Here is a 15,490-nt window from a genome sequence, read left to right on the forward strand (position 1 = left end):
GGCGACACGATGAATTGATGAAGTCGAAGATGAAGTCGAAGAAAGCGTTTGTTTTTGCGGTGTTCTCCACTTGGGCGGCCGTGCTCGGCCTGTTGAATCCGGCCGCGCACGCCGCCCCTTCTTCCAGTGAGGAAACCTGCCGCGCGTGTCACGCGCTCGATACGGTCAAGGTTGGGCCGCCATTCCGTGCGATTGCCTCGCGCTATCACGACGATGCCGACGCCGTCGACAAGCTGAAGCAGAGCATGCTCCAGGGTAGCAGCGGGAAATGGGGCACGGCGCAGATGCCGCCCAATCCCATCACGCCGGCCGAAGCCACGCGCTTCGCGCACTGGATCCTGCAGCTTGCGGCACCGGGCCAGCGCAACTAGTGGCAGCCGGCGCGCCGGCTGCCACATGCGCGCCGGCGGCGTCGCGCTCAGCCTGCCAGATCGACCGGATGGGCCGGCGCAGCGTGACGGAACCATCCGTCCAGATTACGCAGCAGCGCCTCGTGCTGGGCCACGCGCGTTTCGGGCGAACGGCCCGCCATGTGCGGCGTCAGGATGACCTGATCCATCTCGCGAAACGCCTCGGGCACCAGGGGCTCGGTTTCCAGCACGTCGAGCGCGGCACCACCCAGTTCGCGGCGTCGCAGTGCCTGTACCAGCGCCTCGGTATCCACCACGCTGCCACGCGCCACGTTGACAAGCAGGCCGTCGGGACCCAGCGCGCGCAGTACCTCCGCGTCGACCAGATGCCGAGTGGCCGGACCGCCGGGACAGGTCAATGCCAACACATCGCTTGCGGCCGCCAGCGAACGCACGTCGCCATACGGCGTGCGGTTCGGCTGCAGAGCGCCACTGCGGCGCAGGTAGGCCACGCGCATGCCCACGGCCTCTGCCAGCGCGGCCAGACGCTGGCCGATATTGCCAAGCCCGACGATGCCCAGGGTCTTGCCGCGCACGCCCGGCCGCGGCGCGCGCAGCGCATCCCATTGCCCCGCCTTCAGGCCGCGATCGAGCATCGCAATGCCGCGCGACCACGCCAGCATCATCGCCAGCGCGTGGTCCGCCACGACCTGGCTATTGGTATCCGGCGCATGGCACACGCGCACGCCACGCATCCGCGCCGCATCCCGTTCGATGTTCTCGTAGCCGGCCCCAAAGCTCGCGACCAGTTCCAGCGCCGGCAATGCGGCCATCTCGGCCCCGGTCAGTCCCGTGGAACCATTGGTCAGCACTGCGCGCGCCTGCACACGCTGCGCCTCGTCCACCGCTGTCCACGGCACGAACCGATAACGCGGCGCATGCGCCCGCAGCCAGTCCTGATCCAGTGGCAGCCGCGTCAGCACGACCACCTCCCCTTCGTCTTTCATGCACGCCAGCGACATTGCCTCGCTCCCTTTGGCTCGTTGTTGATGGGTTCCGCGTCGATACACGGTACACGATGAAAAGTATCACTTACGCCTTGACATGTATACACGTAGAAAATAAAGTATTCACAAACGCGGATGTGCATAAAACGAATCGGGAGACCGAATACGTGCTGCGCATACCAACTTTGTCCGACAACACCAAACAGGAGACATGGTGAATTGGTATAGCCTCGCCACTTTTGAACTTGCCGGCCGGCAGCAACCCGGCCTGGTCGTCGAGAACACGCTCTATGCGCTGGCCGATGTGGGCCAGGCGTGCGGCATCGAGGCATCGCGCCTGCCGCAGGACCTGAATGCGGCACTGGCGGACTGGTCGCGCCATGCGCCGCTGCTGGCCGACGCCGCCGCACGTATTCCCGCATTGCGCGCGGCTGGCAAGCTCGCCGCGGTGGACGCCGCCGCCACCTATGCGGCGCCCTATCGGCCACGCCGGATCTTTGGCACCGCCTCAAACTTCTACGAGCACGCGGACGAGATGGGCACCAAGCTGGCTGCCCGCAGCGAAAGCCAGCCCTACATATTCATGAAGGCTGAAACCAGCGTGGTGGCCACCGGCACCACGGTGCTGATGCCGCCGGAAACCAAGAAACTCGACTGGGAAGTGGAGCTGGGCGTAGTGATTGGCCAGGCATGCCGCCATGTCAGCGTGGAGGACGCGCTGTCGGTGATCGCCGGCTATACCGTGTTCAACGACATCAGCGCGCGTGACCTGAACCGCCGCACCGACTATCCGTTCACGCACGACTGGTTCCGCGGCAAGAGCTTCGATACCTTCGGCCCGATGGGCCCGTGGCTTGTGCCCGCGACCTGCATTCCCGATCCGCAGAACCTGCGCATGACGCTGCATGTCAACGGCGAAGCCATGCAGAACGGCAACACCTCGCAAATGATCTTCTCGGTGGCCGAGCAGATCGCCTACCTGTCGCGTATTCTGACGCTGCAACCTGGCGACCTTATCGCCACGGGCACGCCGGACGGTGTGGGCATGGGGCGTGGACTCTTCCTGAAGCCTGGCGACAGCATGACGGCCTGGGTCGAGCAGATCGGCACGATCGAGAACCGCGTCGCGCTGGAACCGAACGCACGCTAGCCACGCGCCGGCCACAGCCCGCTTCGCCAGGCAAACCAGGCAGGAGACAATCACATGACCCCCATTCGAACCCGCAAGCTGGGCCACCTCGTCCTGATGGTGCGCGATCTCGAAGCATCGACGCGCTTCTATACCGAGGTCCTGGGACTTACGGTGTCGGACCGTATCGCCGACCAGATGGTTTTCCTGCGCGCCGGCGAGGACCACCACGACCTGGCACTTTCGCGGCTTCCGCCCGACGCGCCCGACCGCGACACCCCGCCCAGCTACACACGGCCAGGGCTCGAGCATTTCTCGTACTACGTGGAATCGCTCGATGAAATGCAGCGCGCAGTCGAGGTGGCACGCAGCCACGGCGTCACCATCGAGCGTGGCATCGGGCAGCACGGACCCGGCGGCAATTGGTTCTTGGTCTTCAAGGATCCCGATGGCAACAACGTCGAGATCTATACGGAGATGCAGCAGATTCCCACCGGCAGCGAGCACACCGCGCAGACGTGGGAGCGAAACCTGGAATCGTTTGACCGCCATCGCCTTGCACACTTCGTGGTGCCGCCGGCGCCGGGCCTGCTCGCGGCCAAGCAGCGCAGCGAGCAGCGGCCAGCCCCGGCAGAGGACGACGATGCCGGCAAGGACACCGGCGGTGGAGCGGGCGCATGAACGGGAGCGCCATGCCGGTGGCATCGGCGTTCCCGGGACTCTCGTCCTCGCAGGCCAGCGCCATGCTGGCCCTTGGACCACGCTGGACCGATGACATCCAGGCCAACCGGCGGCAGGTATGCACGATCTACGACAGCGTGCACGCGGCACAGCCTGCCGACGGCATCCGCAGCCACGCCAACATTGCCTACGGTACGCACGCACGGCAACGGCTCGATCTCTATCTGCCGGAGGGCAGCGCCGCCGGCGATGACCGGCCAGTGGTGGTCTTCGTCCACGGTGGCGCGTTCATACGTGGCGACAAGGATGCCAGCCCGCATATCTACGCCAACGTGCCACGCTGGTGCGCGCGGCAGGGCTACATCGGTGTCAACGTCGAGTACCGGCTGGCTCCGGAGGCCCACTATCCCGCCGGGGCCGAGGACGTGGCCATGGCGCTGGCGTGGTTGCGTGCCCATGCACGCGCCCATGGCGGCGATCCAGGGCGCATCGTATTGATCGGCCACTCCGCGGGCGGAAGCCACGTCGCGAGCTGCCTCAGCGATCCGGCCTGCGGCGAGAACGGCTCTGGCGTGGCCGGTGCCGTGCTCGTCAGCGCACGCCTGCAGGCCGACACGCTGCCGGATAACCCCAACGCCAACGGCGTCGCCGCGTACTACGGCAGCGATCCGGCACTGCAACTGGCCCACGCGCCGATGCCCTTCGCGGGGCGCCTGCGTGTGCCGTTGATGGTGGCCTTCGCGGAGTTCGAGAATCCCTACCTGGATCTGTACGCGCTGCAGTACGCGGCGCGCGTACGCGAGGCGCAGGGACGCAGCCCGCGCGTGGTGCAGGTGGCACGCCACAACCATACGTCGATCGTCGCCCACCTCGGCACGGCCGACACCACATTCAGCCAAACCCTGAGCGAGTTTCTGGAGACGGTCACGCGGATAGCCACGTAGCTCTCAACCCACCGACCCTACCGCCCCTACCAGACAAGCATCAAAGAAAAAAACAGGAGACAAAGTCATGCCCACCCAACAACTACGGGGCGTGTTCACCCCCGTCGTCACCCCGTTTCATGAAGACCTGTCGATCAACCTGCCCGCTTTCGTCGCGCACTGCAAGCGGCTGATCGCCGACGGCGCCGGTATCGCCATCTCGGGCACCAACAGCGAAGCCTGCTCGGAAACGTTCGAGGAACGCATCGCGCTCGTCGATGCCGCCATCGATGCGGGAATCCCCGGCGAGCGCGTGCTGGTGGGAACCGGTTGTTGCGCGATCGACGATGCCGTGGTGCTGACCCGCCACGCCATCGAACGTGGTTGCGCGGGTGTGCTGGTGCTGCCACCGTTCTTCTTCAAGAACGTGAGCGAAGACGGTGTCTTCGCCTACTACAGCGAACTGATCGCGCGCGTCAACGATCCCGCCCTGCGCATCGTGCTGTACCACATCCCTGCGATGTCTGGCGTGCCCATCTCGCTGTTGCTGATCGAGCGCCTCGTGCAGGCATTCCCAACGCATATCGTGGGCATCAAGGACAGCAGCGGCAACTGGGACAACCTCGTGGCCATGCTCGAGCGTTTCCCGTCGCTCTCCATTTTTCCAGCCTCGGAACTGCTGATGCTGCGTAGTCTGTCGCTGGGTGCCGCCGGCTGCATCTCCGCCACCAACAACATCAATGCGCGCGCCATCGCACAGGCATTCGCCGACGCGGCCGATGCAGCGCGCCTGCAGCCAGCGATCGCCGCGGTGCGCAGCACGGTGGAGCGATTCCCGATGGTGGCCGCCGTCAAGCACACGCTGGCGCAGCAGACCAGCGACCCCAACTGGCGTCACGTGCGCCCGCCCCTTGTGCCGCTGGCGGCAGATGCCTCCAGCGAGTTGCTGCAGGCACTGGCCGGCATTCCCGCCATGGAGGCGCGCGCATGAATCCGCTGCCACTTGCAGCGTACTCGCCTGCGCGCCGGGCCGGTGGCCATGTCCACCTGGCCGGCATGAGCCCGCGTACGCACGATGGATGCGCGGGCGTGTCGACCGGCGCCAACGGCGAGCGTGTCTATGACCTCGCCGCGCAGACCGAGTGCGTGCTCGACAAGATCGATCGTGCCTTACAGGCGGAAGGACTCGAACTGGTCAACTGCGTGACGATGACTTGCTATCTGGTCGACATGCGCGACTACGCCGCATTCAATGCGGCCTACGATGCCATCTGCATGCGCCGCTTTTCCAGCGCGGGCCAGCCCTTGCCGGCGCGTACTTGTGTGGCTGTGGCCGCGCTGCCGCACCCTGACATGCGCGTGGAGATCACCGCGACGGCCTGGGGGCCGGACACGCCGGACAGCCCAAGCAACGCACGGGGTGCCGCATGAGTGCGCCAGTCGCATCCGATGTGCTCGACACCCTGTTCCTGACGGCCCGCAGCCACAACGGCTGGCTCGACGGGGACGTCTCCGACGCCACATTGACCCGGCTCTACGCACTCGTCAGCCAGGGGCCGACCAGCGCCAACTGCAGCCCGATGCGCCTGGTCTTCGTGCGCTCCGACGCCGCCAGGGCAAGGCTCCTGCCTACCCTCGCGCCAGCGAATGTCGACAAGGTCAGGCACGCCCCAGTCACCGCCATCGTGGCCTACGACACGGCGTTCCACGCGTTCGGCGAAACCTTGTTCCCGCACCGTCCCGCCATGTTCGACACGTTCGCAGCGGACCCCGCACTGGCTGCGGAAACGGCGATGCGCAACGGCTCGATGCAGGGCGGCTACCTGATTCTGGCGGCGCGCGCGCTCGGCCTGGACTGCGGCCCGCTCTCCGGCTTCAATGCGGACGCGGTGAACCGCGCCTTCTTTCCCGACGGGCGCTGGCGTGTCAACTTCCTGTGCAACCTTGGCAAGGGAGACCCGGCGCGACTGTTCGCAAAGCTGCCGCGGTTACCCTTCGATCAGGCCTGCCGCATCGAGTAGCACTGCCGGCCGCAACCCATCACAATATCCCCCTGCACACAGAGCCAGAAGGCCGGTGCAGGAGAACTGGAGGAGACCATGAACATTTCCCATCTGCGCGCCCGCCTGCGCGCCATCACCCGCGGGGCCGCGCTGGCGCTGTGCGCGCTAGCTGCCGCCCCCGGCCATGCCCAGGAGCCCTGGCCATCGCGGCCGGTCACCATTGTCGTGCCCTTTGCGCCGGGCGGTAATACCGACATGATCACGCGCCTGATGGCCGAGCGCCTGACCAAGGCGTTCGGCAAGCCATTCGTCGTGGACAATCGCGGCGGTGCGGCGGGCCTGATCGCGGCCGAGTACGTCGCGCGCGCGCCCGCCGACGGCTACGTGCTGTTCATGTCCACGCTGACGCAGATCGTCACCGCGCCAATGACCAACAAGATCCGCTACGATCCGGTGCGTGACTTCGTACCCATCATCAACGTCGGCGGCAATCCTTTCGTGCTGACGGCCAGTACGCGCAACAACTTCAAGTCGCTCGACGACCTGGTGCGCTATGGCAAGGCCCACCCCGGCGCACTCAATGTCGGACATGCCGGCAATGGCGGCCTGACGCAACTCTCCGCACTGCTGTTCCTGAACCGGGCCGGCATCCAGGCCACCATGGTTCCGTATCGCGGCGGCGCGCCAGCGCTTGCCGATGTGCTCGCCGGCCAGATCGACTTGTACAGCGCCAGCGTGTCGGAAGTCATGCCCTACAACGGTACCGGCAAGGTGTCCCTGCTGGCCGTCTCCAGCGACAAGCGCCTGCCAGTGCTGCCAAACGTCCCCACCATCGCCGAGACCTTCCCGGGCCATGAGGTGGATACGTGGAACGGGCTGGTGGGGCCGGCAAAGATGCCTCCGGAAATCGTCGACCGCATCGCCGCCGAATCGAAGAAGATCATCGCCGAGCCGGAGTTCCGCGCGCGCCTTGAGAAAGCCGGCATCATCCCCTTGGGAGAGACCCGCGACGCCTTTGCCCAGCGCATCCAGAAGGATCGCGCGAAGTGGAAACCCGTCGTCGAGGCGGCTGGCATCCAGCCCGAGTAAGGCTGGGCCGCAGGTATTCCGACCCGGAATAGACAACGGCGAAGGATTCAATTTCCAGCGATGTGACCGCTGCCTACACTGCGTCTCAGACCATCGCCGGAGACTGCACCGTGTCGCTCCCTTCCGCTCTCTATCGGAACTACGTGGATGGCCGCTTCGAGGAAGCGGCCAATCTTTTTCCCAATCTCTCACCGGTCGACGGCAGCATCGTCGGCCACGTCTGCGAAGCCGACGCCAGCAAGGTGGATCGCGCGGTGCAAGCCGCACGCGCCGCAATGGAGGGCCCCTGGGGCAACACCAGCGCCGCCGAGCGCGCCCGGGTGTTGCATGCCGTTGCCGACGGCATCGAACGGCGCTTCGATGAATTCGTCGCCGCCGAGGTGGCCGATACCGGGCGTACCGAGCAACAGGCGCGCGCGCTCGACATCCGCCGCGGCGTGCTGAACTTCCGCACGTTCGCGGACCTGGCCAGCCAGGCGGGCGGCGACTACTTCGACATGAGGACGGCCGAAGGTGACGTCTTCAGCTACACCGTACGCAAACCCCACGGCGTCGTCGGCATCATCTCTCCGTGGAACCTGCCCATGCTGCTGATGACGTGGAAGGTTGCCCCCGCGCTGGCCTGCGGCAACGCCGTCGTCGTCAAGCCATCGGAGGAGACCCCCGGTAGCGCCACGTTGCTGGCCGAGGTCATGCATGAGGCCGGCGTGCCGGCGGGTGTATTCAATCTCGTCCACGGCTTCGGCGGCGGCTCGGCAGGCGAGTTCCTGTCGCGGCATCCGGGCATCGACGCCCTCACCTTTACGGGTGAATCCCGCACCGGCAGCACCATCATGAAAGCGGTGGCTGACGGCGTGAAGGAAATCTCCTTCGAACTGGGCGGCAAGAACGCCGCCGTGGTCTTCGCCGACTGCGATTTCGACAAGGCCGTGGCGGGCGTGATGCGGTCCAGCTTCACCAACACCGGGCAGGTATGCCTGTGCTCCGAGCGCGTCTACGTGGAGCGGCCAATCTTCGAACGCTTTGTGGCGGCGATGAAGGCGCGCGCGGAAGCCTTGCGCATCGGCTACCCAACGGTGGAGGGCGTGGAGATGGGTTCACTGATCTCCCGCAATCACCGCGACAAGGTGCTGTCCTATTACGCGCTGGCGCGGGAGGAAGGCGCGACTGTCGTCACCGGTGGCGGCGTGCCGCATTTTGGCGACGCACGCGACAACGGCGCCTATGTGCAGCCCACCATCTGGACCGGCTTGCCTGACTCGGCACGCTGCATTCAGGAGGAGATCTTCGGACCGGTCTGCCATATCGCGCCGTTCGACACCGACGCCGAGGTGGTGAAGCGCGTCAACGATTCGCGCTATGGACTCGCCGCCTCGGTGTGGACCCGGGACCTCGCGCGCGCGCACCGCGTCACACGGCAGTTCGACGTCGGCATCGTCTGGGTCAACACCTGGTTCCTGCGCGATCTGCGCACGCCATTTGGCGGCACCCGGCTGTCCGGTATCGGCCGCGAGGGTGGACGCCATTCGCTCGACTTCTATTCCTCCCTGACCACCATCTGCGTCAATCCCTGACGCCATTGCGAGAGACCGCATGCTGAACCCCGAACTCATCCAGGTTGCGGACCAACTCCGGTTCGCCTCCGAGCATGGCCAGCCTTGCCCGCCGGTGCGCGATGCCATCGCGCGGGCCGCCAGCGCCGGCGCCGATCCACTTGCGCTGGCCTACGCCGTCCAGCAGCGCAACACCGAGCACGCACTCGCCGCCGGCCGCCGGCTGGTTGGCCGCAAGATCGGCCTGACATCCGTCGCCGTACAACGGCAACTGGGCGTGGACCAGCCAGATTTCGGCATGCTCTTTGCCGACATGGTGCGCCAGGACGGTGAAGAGATCGACTGGGGCGATGTCCTGCAGGCCAAGGTCGAAGCCGAGATCGCGCTGGTGCTGGAGCATGACCTGCCGCACGCCGCGCACACCGTCGCCGACGTGATCCGGGCAACCGCCTTCGCGCTGCCAGCCATCGAGATCGTTGGCAGCCGGATCGCCAACTGGGATATCCGGCTGACGGACACCATTGCCGACAATGCCTCGTCCGGCCTCTATGTGCTGGGCACGCGGCCCGTTTCGCTCGCCGCGCTGGATTTCCCGCATTGCGGCATGGTCATGGAACTGGCCGGAGAACCGGTCTCAGTGGGCAGCGGCGCGGCCTGTCTTGGCAATCCGTTGAATGCCGCCGTCTGGCTCGCCAACACAATGAGCCGCGTTGGCGCACCGCTGCGCGCCGGCGACACCATCCTTACCGGCGCGCTCGGCCCCATGGTCGCCGTGCAGCCGGGCAATGTCTTTACCACCAGCATCGAGGGCCTGGGTAGCGTGACCGCGTCGTTCCAGGCCGTCAGACAAGGAGACGCCTGAGATGAAACCCTGCAAGGTAGCCATCATCGGTTCCGGCAACATCGGCACCGACCTGATGATCAAGATCCTGCGCCACGGCAAGCATGTCGAGATGGGCGCCATGGTGGGGATCGATCCCACCTCGGAAGGCCTGGCGCGCGCGACACGCCTCGGCGTGCCGGTCACCGCCGCCGGCATCGACGGCCTGCTGGCCATGCCGGAGTTCGGTGAGATCCGCATCGCCTTCGATGCCACCAGCGCCGGCGCGCACGCCCGCCACAACGCCACGCTGCAGGCGCACAACGTGCGCGTGATCGATCTGACACCAGCTGCCATCGGCCCCTACGTGGTGCCCAGCGTCAATGCCGGCGAACATCTTGATGCGCCGAACCTCAACATGGTCACCTGCGGCGGCCAGGCCACCATTCCCATCGTGGCAGCCGTGGCCAGCGTGACGCCGGTCCACTATGCGGAGATCGTGGCCTCGATCGCGAGCAAGTCCGCCGGCCCCGGCACGCGCGACAACATCGACGAGTTCACGGAAACGACCTCCCGCGCCATCGAATCAGTGGGCGGCGCCAGGCGCGGCAAGGCCATCATCGTTCTCAACCCGGCCGAGCCGCCGCTGATCATGCGCGACACCGTGTGCTGCCTGATCGACGAAGCCGACACCGCGGCGATCGAAGCCGCGGTGCACGCGATGGTGGAACGCATGCAGGGCTATGTGCCCGGATACCGGCTCAAACAGCGTGTGCAGTTCGACCGCATCGACACACCGGTGAATGTGCCCGGCCTCGGACCGACGACCGGCCTGAAGGTCACGGTCTTCCTGGAAGTGGAAGGCGCCGCGCACTACCTGCCCGCCTATGCAGGCAATCTGGACATCATGACGAGCGCCGCGCTCGCATGCGCCGAACGCGTCGCACAGGCATTGGGCAATCATCATGCCCTGTCGGCAGCAAGCTAAGGAGCCGGTCATGACCGACAAGAAACTTTATATCTCCGATGTGACCCTGCGTGATGGTAGCCACGCGATCCGTCACCAGTACTCGGTTCCGCAGGTGCGTGCCATCGCACGCGCGCTCGATGCGGCAGGCGTGGACTCGATCGAGGTGGCGCACGGCGACGGCCTGGCTGGCTCCAGCTTCAACTACGGATTCGGCGCCCACACCGACGTGGAATGGATCGCGGCAGTGGCGGAGTCCGTGCAGCGCGCAGCGGTGGCCACGCTGCTGCTGCCGGGCATCGGTACCGTGCACGACTTGCGCGAAGCCTACGCCGCCGGCGCACGCGTGGTCAGGGTGGCCACGCACTGCACCGAGGCCGACACGGCGCGGCAGCATATCGAGACCGCGCGGTCGATGGGGATGAATGTCGCCGGCTTCCTGATGATGAGCCACATGATCCCGCCCGACAGGCTGGCCGCCCAGGCAAAGCTGATGGAAAGTTACGGCGCGCATTGTGTCTACGTGGTGGACTCCGGCGGCGCCTTGACCATGGACGGCGTGCGCGCGCGCTTTCGTGCGTTCAAGGACGTGCTCGATCCAAAGACTGAGACCGGCATGCACGCGCACCACAACCTCAGCCTGGGTGTTGCCAACAGCATCGTCGCGGTTGAGGAAGGTTGCGACCGCATCGATGCGAGCCTGGCCGGCATGGGCGCGGGTGCGGGCAATGCGCCGCTGGAGGTCTTTATTGCCGCTGCCGAACGCATGGGATGGCACCACGGCTGCGATCTCTACCGGTTGATGGACGCCGCCGACGACATCGTGCGCCCGCTGCAGGATCGCCCCGTGCGCGTGGACCGCGAAACGCTGGCGCTCGGCTACGCCGGCGTGTATTCGAGCTTCCTGCGCCACGCGGAGAGCGCGGCCGGCAAGTACGGCCTGAAGACCGTCGATATCCTGGTCGAACTGGGACGCCGCCGCATGGTGGGCGGGCAGGAAGACATGATCGTCGATGTGGCGCTCGACCTGCAGCGGTCGGGCGGCGCGAAGAGCAAGGAGGCAGCATGAGCCATCACGCCGCCATTGCAGGCGCCCTGGACGCGGCCGCGCGCGACGCCGCGGCGATCGGCCAGTTCAGCGCGGCCTCGCCGTTCACGATTGACGAGGCCTACGGCATCCAGGCCATGTCGATCGAACACCGCTGCCAGCGCGGCGAACGCCGCGTCGGCATCAAGCTGGGTTTCACCAGCCGCGCCAAGATGGTCCAGATGGGCGTGGATAGCCTGATCTGGGGATGGCTGACCGACGCCATGATCGAGGAAGACGGCGGCCGCGTGGATCTGGAACGCTATATCCATCCGCGCGCCGAACCGGAGGTTTGCTTTCTGACCCGCCGCGACATCACTGGCCCGCTGACCCTGCTGGAGAGTGTCGACTACCTGGAGGCCGTGGCGCCGGCAATCGAGATCATCGACTCGCGCTACCGCGATTTCCGCTTCACGCTGGAAGATGTCGTGGCCGACAACTGCTCGTCGGCGGGACTGGTCGTCGGCCCGTGGTCGCGCAATGTTGATGTACTGGCCAATCTCGGCGTGGTGCTGCGCATCGACGGCCGCACCAGGCAAACGGGTTCGACCGCCGCCATTCTCGGACATCCGCTGCGCAGCCTCGTACAGGCATCGCACGTGCTGACGCGCGCCGGCGCAGTGCTGCCAGCCGGCAGCCTGATCATGGCGGGAGCGGCCACGGCTGCGGAAGCGTTCGTGCGCGGCAACCATGTTTCGGCAACGATAGGCGCGCTTGGCCGCGCTTCTTTCCTGGCGGCATGACGCCATGCCTGCCCGGCTACCGGGCAGGCCTTCACAACGAAAAGAGCAAACATGCAGGCAAACTCCGCTTCATCAGTGGTGGCCGGAAAGGCCACGCCACGCGGCACCTTTCCCCATGTGCGTCGCGCTGGAGACTTCCTGTTCGTCTCCGGCACCAGCTCCCGCCGCGCCGACAATACCTTCGAGGGCGTCGAGGTGGATGCCATGGGTACGACCGCACTGGATATCCGCCGGCAAACCCGCGCTGTGATCGAGAACATTCGGGACATCCTGCGCAGCGTGGGCGCGGACCTGGAGGACGTGGTGGAAATCACCAGCTTCCTGGTGGATATGAACGACTTCGGTGGCTACAACGCGGTGTATGCCGAGTACTTCGGCTACGAAGGACCGACCCGCACGACCGTGGCCGTGCACCAGCTTCCGCATCCCCACCTGCGCATCGAGATCAAAGCGATCGCCTACCGTCCGCTCACGTCCCAGGCAACATGAAGAAAATCGATATGCATGCCCACTTCTTTCCGCGCATCACGCGGGAAGAAGCCGCCGCGCTGGACGCGGACAACGCGCCATGGCTCGCCGTCGACAGCGATGGCGAATCGGGCCACATCATGGCCGGCGACAGACGTTTCCGGCCCGTCTATCGCGCGCTATGGGACCCCGCGCTGCGCATCGAGGAAATGGACCGCAACGGACTGGACATGCAGATCGTCTGCGCCACGCCGATCATGTTCGGTTATGGATACGACGCCAGCGCCGCAGCCACGTGGGCGCGCCGGATGAACGACCTCGCGCTCGAGCATTGCGCCTATCGCCCGCAGCGCCTGAAGGCGCTGGCACAGGTGCCGCTGCAGGACCTGGACCTGGCGTGCATCGAAGCCTCACGCGCCAGGGAGTCCGGCCACGTTGGCGTGCAAATCGGCAATCACCTGGGTCCGCACGACCTGGATGACGAGCGCCTGGTCAGGTTCCTGGTGCATTGCGCGAACAACGATATTCCGGTGCTGGTGCATCCATGGGACATGATGACCGACGGGCGCATGAAAAAATGGATGCTGCCGTGGCTGGTATCGATGCCGGCGGAAACGCAACTCGGCATCCTCTCGTTGATCCTGTCCGGCGCGTTTGAGCGGATTCCGGAAACGCTGAAGCTCTGCTTCGCCCACGGCGGTGGTGGTTTTGCCTTCCTGCTGGGTCGCGCGGAGAACGCCTGGCATTGCCGGGACATCGTGCGGCAGGACTGTCCCCAGCCGCCCTCCCACTATCTGAAGCGGTTCTCCGTGGACAGCGCGGTATTCGACGATCGTTCGCTACGTCTGCTGGTGGAAGTCATGGGTGCCGACCACGTGATGCTGGGCTCGGACTACCCGTTTCCGCTCGGTGAACAGGAAATCGGCAAGCTGGTCGCCAACAGCCCCAACCTCGATGAAACGGACCGGGCGCGGATTCTGGCAGGCAATGCCATGCGCTTCTTCGGTCTGACAGGCTGAGGACCCCGCTGCACATCGGTGCTCCGCCGCTGTATCGGACAGCGGCGGACTTGGATGCCGCCTCGCCCGGTATCAGCCCGCGCTTTTCGCGCCGCCGCCCTGCTTCGACTGGATCAGTTCCATCACATGCAGGGTGAGCCGCGTGGTGTGGCTGCGCATCGCCAGATAGGCCTGCTCGGGATGGCCGCCCAGCACTGCCTCCACGATCTGCTGGTGCTCGCGGTGCGAAACCTCGAAGCGGCGCTCGACGCCCGACTGCGCCGCGCGGAACGGCGCCAGCCGCTCGCGCAGGCTTTCCACCGCAGCTACCAGGGTCGCATTCTGGGTGCCCTGGCAGATCAGTTGATGAAAGCGATGGTTCAGGGTCAGGTAAGCGTCACTGTCGTGTTTCTCCGCAGCGGAGATGGCCTCTTCGTGCAGGAGTTCCAGCTGCCGGCGCTGCATCGCGCTCATACGCTGCGTGGCAATGCGGCAGCACAGCGACTCCAGTTCGCACAGTGCCTCGAGCATATCGGCGAGTTGCTCGGGGCTGGTGTTGATCACCACCCCGCCGCGACGCGGCACCAGTTCTATCAGGCCGCGTGCATCGAGCAGCCGCAGCGCCTCGCGCACTGGCGTGCGCGATACCTGGAAACGCTCGGCCAGCGCAGGCTCCTCGAGCTTCGCGCCGGGCGGCAGCGCGCCCGAGATGATCTCGTCGGCAAGTTGCTGGCCAATTTGGGAAGCGATGGTGGTCACGGTGTCCTCAGGTCTGGTACGCGCTGGATGCGACGCAATTATACGCGATGAAGACTGGTTATTTTTATTTACCCATGTGAGTACTTTTTTCTTCTATTGAACACACTTTGTGTGTAGTGTATACACGTACGTCGAATCGAGCCCGGGCGTTCAACCTGAGTCCGCAACGACGACAACACACTGACCACAAAGAGGAGCACACCCATGAGCAGCAAACTGCGCCATATCGCCTTGTCCGTCCCGGACCCCTGGGCCGCGGCCGAGTTCTATCAGCAGGCCTTTGGCTTCCGCAAAGTCGGCGAGACGGATTCGTCGCTGGCACGCGGCGTCTATCTGACTGACGGCACGATCAGCATCGCCCTGCTGAACTACAAGAGCGACCACGCTGCCGGCGAAGACCGCGGCAAGGACTTCGTCGGGCTCCATCACATCGGCGTGTGGGTCGACGACATCGTCGAGGCACGCAAGACCGTGGAAGCAGCCGGCGGCCGCTATTACATGGGCGAAGTCCCCGTGAAGGGCAACATCTTCTACGAGGTGAAGTACCGCGACCCGAACGGCATCATCATCGACCTGACCGACCACGGCTGGGGCGGCGCCTCCAAGGAAGCAAACGGCGGCGACGAGGGTCCGGCCCTGCGCAATCCCGACCTGAAGGCCGACCGCAGCGGCATCTGACGGGCCCCCACGCGCCGCCGGCGCCCTGGTCGGGGAGACACGGGCACCCGGCGCGCGCCAGCCCTGCCCTGCATCCGTGCGAACGCACGGCGCGCAGGGTTGCGCGTCGTGGCCATCAACTCGGCCATCAACTCGGCCATCAAGGCATCCCCCGACCCCGATGCGCGGTCGCCGCTTTGCTCAGCCGGTTCTGCAAGATTTCCTCGCTTGCCTCGCGTGCGTATCGAAGGCCGCA

18 protein-coding genes are annotated in these 15,490 nt (G+C 65.8%); 16 read left to right on the forward strand and 2 right to left on the reverse strand.

All coding sequences use genetic code 11. The features are described 5' to 3' along the window. The first annotated feature begins 29 nt into the window (after nt 1–29). Complete coding sequence (locus WD006_RS14235; RefSeq protein WP_063834238.1) at nt 30–371, forward strand: c-type cytochrome; 342 nt, start codon at nt 30–32, stop codon at nt 369–371. Between the two features lie 47 nt (nt 372–418). Here WD006_RS14235 and WD006_RS14240 read toward each other — a convergent pair whose 3' ends face one another. Continuing rightward, nucleotides 419–1,357 carry a 2-hydroxyacid dehydrogenase gene (locus WD006_RS14240; protein ID WP_227874124.1) on the reverse strand — a complete coding sequence of 313 codons (939 nt, stop codon included), beginning with the start codon at nt 1,355–1,357 and terminating at the stop codon, nt 419–421. A gap of 211 nt (nt 1,358–1,568) precedes the next feature. Between WD006_RS14240 and WD006_RS14245 the strand changes: the two genes are divergently transcribed. From WD006_RS14245 to WD006_RS14310, 14 genes are all read left to right on the forward strand, one after another. Next, nucleotides 1,569–2,507, forward strand: coding sequence for a fumarylacetoacetate hydrolase family protein (locus WD006_RS14245; protein ID WP_029306605.1), 939 nt, complete (start codon nt 1,569–1,571; stop codon nt 2,505–2,507). A gap of 54 nt (nt 2,508–2,561) precedes the next feature. Continuing rightward, nucleotides 2,562–3,167 carry a VOC family protein gene (locus WD006_RS14250; RefSeq protein WP_008645561.1) on the forward strand — a complete coding sequence of 202 codons (606 nt, stop codon included), beginning with the start codon at nt 2,562–2,564 and terminating at the stop codon, nt 3,165–3,167. Continuing rightward, a complete protein-coding gene (locus tag WD006_RS14255) occupies nt 3,164–4,111 on the forward strand; it encodes an alpha/beta hydrolase (RefSeq protein ID WP_029306606.1) in 948 nt (315 codons plus the stop codon). Before WD006_RS14250 ends, WD006_RS14255 begins: the two co-directional genes overlap by 4 nt. A 67-nt stretch (nt 4,112–4,178) precedes the next feature. Then, nucleotides 4,179–5,081 (forward strand): dihydrodipicolinate synthase family protein, encoded by a 903-nt coding sequence (locus tag WD006_RS14260; RefSeq protein WP_029306607.1) that lies wholly within the window; start codon nt 4,179–4,181, stop codon nt 5,079–5,081. After that, nucleotides 5,078–5,521 carry a RidA family protein gene (locus WD006_RS14265; protein ID WP_029306608.1) on the forward strand — a complete coding sequence of 148 codons (444 nt, stop codon included), beginning with the start codon at nt 5,078–5,080 and terminating at the stop codon, nt 5,519–5,521. The genes WD006_RS14260 and WD006_RS14265 overlap by 4 nt, the downstream gene beginning before the upstream one ends. Beyond that, nucleotides 5,518–6,111 carry a malonic semialdehyde reductase gene (locus tag WD006_RS14270; RefSeq protein WP_011519609.1) on the forward strand — a complete coding sequence of 198 codons (594 nt, stop codon included), beginning with the start codon at nt 5,518–5,520 and terminating at the stop codon, nt 6,109–6,111. Before WD006_RS14265 ends, WD006_RS14270 begins: the two co-directional genes overlap by 4 nt. A gap of 78 nt (nt 6,112–6,189) precedes the next feature. Beyond that, nucleotides 6,190–7,182, forward strand: coding sequence for a Bug family tripartite tricarboxylate transporter substrate binding protein (locus WD006_RS14275; RefSeq protein ID WP_008645550.1), 993 nt, complete (start codon nt 6,190–6,192; stop codon nt 7,180–7,182). Between the two features lie 110 nt (nt 7,183–7,292). After that, nucleotides 7,293–8,756 carry a 2-hydroxymuconic semialdehyde dehydrogenase gene (locus WD006_RS14280; RefSeq protein WP_029306609.1) on the forward strand — a complete coding sequence of 488 codons (1,464 nt, stop codon included), beginning with the start codon at nt 7,293–7,295 and terminating at the stop codon, nt 8,754–8,756. A gap of 19 nt (nt 8,757–8,775) precedes the next feature. Then, nucleotides 8,776–9,597, forward strand: a complete 822-nt coding sequence (locus tag WD006_RS14285) for a 2-keto-4-pentenoate hydratase (protein ID WP_029306610.1) — start codon at nt 8,776–8,778, stop codon at nt 9,595–9,597. Nucleotide 9,598: 1 nt separating this feature from the next. Then, nucleotides 9,599–10,543, forward strand: a complete 945-nt coding sequence (locus tag WD006_RS14290) for an acetaldehyde dehydrogenase (acetylating) (RefSeq protein ID WP_011519613.1) — start codon at nt 9,599–9,601, stop codon at nt 10,541–10,543. A 10-nt stretch (nt 10,544–10,553) separates the two neighbouring features. Continuing rightward, entirely contained in the window at nt 10,554–11,591 is a 1,038-nt protein-coding gene (gene dmpG / locus WD006_RS14295; RefSeq protein ID WP_029306611.1) for a 4-hydroxy-2-oxovalerate aldolase, read from the forward strand. Continuing rightward, on the forward strand, nt 11,588–12,352 hold the full coding sequence (locus WD006_RS14300) for a 2-keto-4-pentenoate hydratase (RefSeq protein ID WP_011519615.1): 765 nt from the start codon (nt 11,588–11,590) through the stop codon (nt 12,350–12,352). The genes dmpG and WD006_RS14300 overlap by 4 nt, the downstream gene beginning before the upstream one ends. A 51-nt stretch (nt 12,353–12,403) precedes the next feature. Beyond that, a complete protein-coding gene (locus WD006_RS14305; protein ID WP_008645543.1) occupies nt 12,404–12,841 on the forward strand; it encodes a RidA family protein in 438 nt (145 codons plus the stop codon). Continuing rightward, the gene (locus WD006_RS14310; protein WP_011519616.1) at nt 12,838–13,839 is read left to right on the forward strand and encodes an amidohydrolase family protein; all 1,002 of its coding nucleotides are present in this window, start codon (nt 12,838–12,840) and stop codon (nt 13,837–13,839) included. Before WD006_RS14305 ends, WD006_RS14310 begins: the two co-directional genes overlap by 4 nt. Nucleotides 13,840–13,911: 72 nt before the next feature. Here the strand turns inward: WD006_RS14310 and WD006_RS14315 are convergent, their stop codons facing one another. Then, the gene (locus WD006_RS14315) at nt 13,912–14,577 is read right to left on the reverse strand and encodes a GntR family transcriptional regulator (protein ID WP_011519617.1); all 666 of its coding nucleotides are present in this window, start codon (nt 14,575–14,577) and stop codon (nt 13,912–13,914) included. Between the two features lie 204 nt (nt 14,578–14,781). Here WD006_RS14315 and WD006_RS14320 point away from each other — a divergent pair, with 204 nt between their 5' ends. Continuing rightward, on the forward strand, nt 14,782–15,255 hold the full coding sequence (locus tag WD006_RS14320) for a VOC family protein (protein WP_011519618.1): 474 nt from the start codon (nt 14,782–14,784) through the stop codon (nt 15,253–15,255). Nucleotides 15,256–15,490 lie beyond the last annotated feature (235 nt).

Origin of the sequence: Cupriavidus sp. Met-2 (assembly GCF_049843575.1) — a bacterium.
In the GTDB taxonomy this organism is placed as follows: domain Bacteria; phylum Pseudomonadota; class Gammaproteobacteria; order Burkholderiales; family Burkholderiaceae; genus Cupriavidus; species Cupriavidus metallidurans.

Coding starts and splice junctions, on each gene's coding strand:
- WD006_RS14235 (WP_063834238.1), top strand. CDS start 30: ATGAAGTCGAAGAAAGCGTTTGTTTTTGCGGTGTTCTCCACTTGGGCG.
- WD006_RS14240 (WP_227874124.1), bottom strand. CDS start 1,357: ATGAAAGACGAAGGGGAGGTGGTCGTGCTGACGCGGCTGCCACTGGAT.
- WD006_RS14245 (WP_029306605.1), top strand. CDS start 1,569: ATGGTGAATTGGTATAGCCTCGCCACTTTTGAACTTGCCGGCCGGCAG.
- WD006_RS14250 (WP_008645561.1), top strand. CDS start 2,562: ATGACCCCCATTCGAACCCGCAAGCTGGGCCACCTCGTCCTGATGGTG.
- WD006_RS14255 (WP_029306606.1), top strand. CDS start 3,164: ATGAACGGGAGCGCCATGCCGGTGGCATCGGCGTTCCCGGGACTCTCG.
- WD006_RS14260 (WP_029306607.1), top strand. CDS start 4,179: ATGCCCACCCAACAACTACGGGGCGTGTTCACCCCCGTCGTCACCCCG.
- WD006_RS14265 (WP_029306608.1), top strand. CDS start 5,078: ATGAATCCGCTGCCACTTGCAGCGTACTCGCCTGCGCGCCGGGCCGGT.
- WD006_RS14270 (WP_011519609.1), top strand. CDS start 5,518: ATGAGTGCGCCAGTCGCATCCGATGTGCTCGACACCCTGTTCCTGACG.
- WD006_RS14275 (WP_008645550.1), top strand. CDS start 6,190: ATGAACATTTCCCATCTGCGCGCCCGCCTGCGCGCCATCACCCGCGGG.
- WD006_RS14285 (WP_029306610.1), top strand. CDS start 8,776: ATGCTGAACCCCGAACTCATCCAGGTTGCGGACCAACTCCGGTTCGCC.
- WD006_RS14290 (WP_011519613.1), top strand. CDS start 9,599: ATGAAACCCTGCAAGGTAGCCATCATCGGTTCCGGCAACATCGGCACC.
- dmpG (WP_029306611.1), top strand. CDS start 10,554: ATGACCGACAAGAAACTTTATATCTCCGATGTGACCCTGCGTGATGGT.
- WD006_RS14300 (WP_011519615.1), top strand. CDS start 11,588: ATGAGCCATCACGCCGCCATTGCAGGCGCCCTGGACGCGGCCGCGCGC.
- WD006_RS14305 (WP_008645543.1), top strand. CDS start 12,404: ATGCAGGCAAACTCCGCTTCATCAGTGGTGGCCGGAAAGGCCACGCCA.
- WD006_RS14310 (WP_011519616.1), top strand. CDS start 12,838: ATGAAGAAAATCGATATGCATGCCCACTTCTTTCCGCGCATCACGCGG.
- WD006_RS14320 (WP_011519618.1), top strand. CDS start 14,782: ATGAGCAGCAAACTGCGCCATATCGCCTTGTCCGTCCCGGACCCCTGG.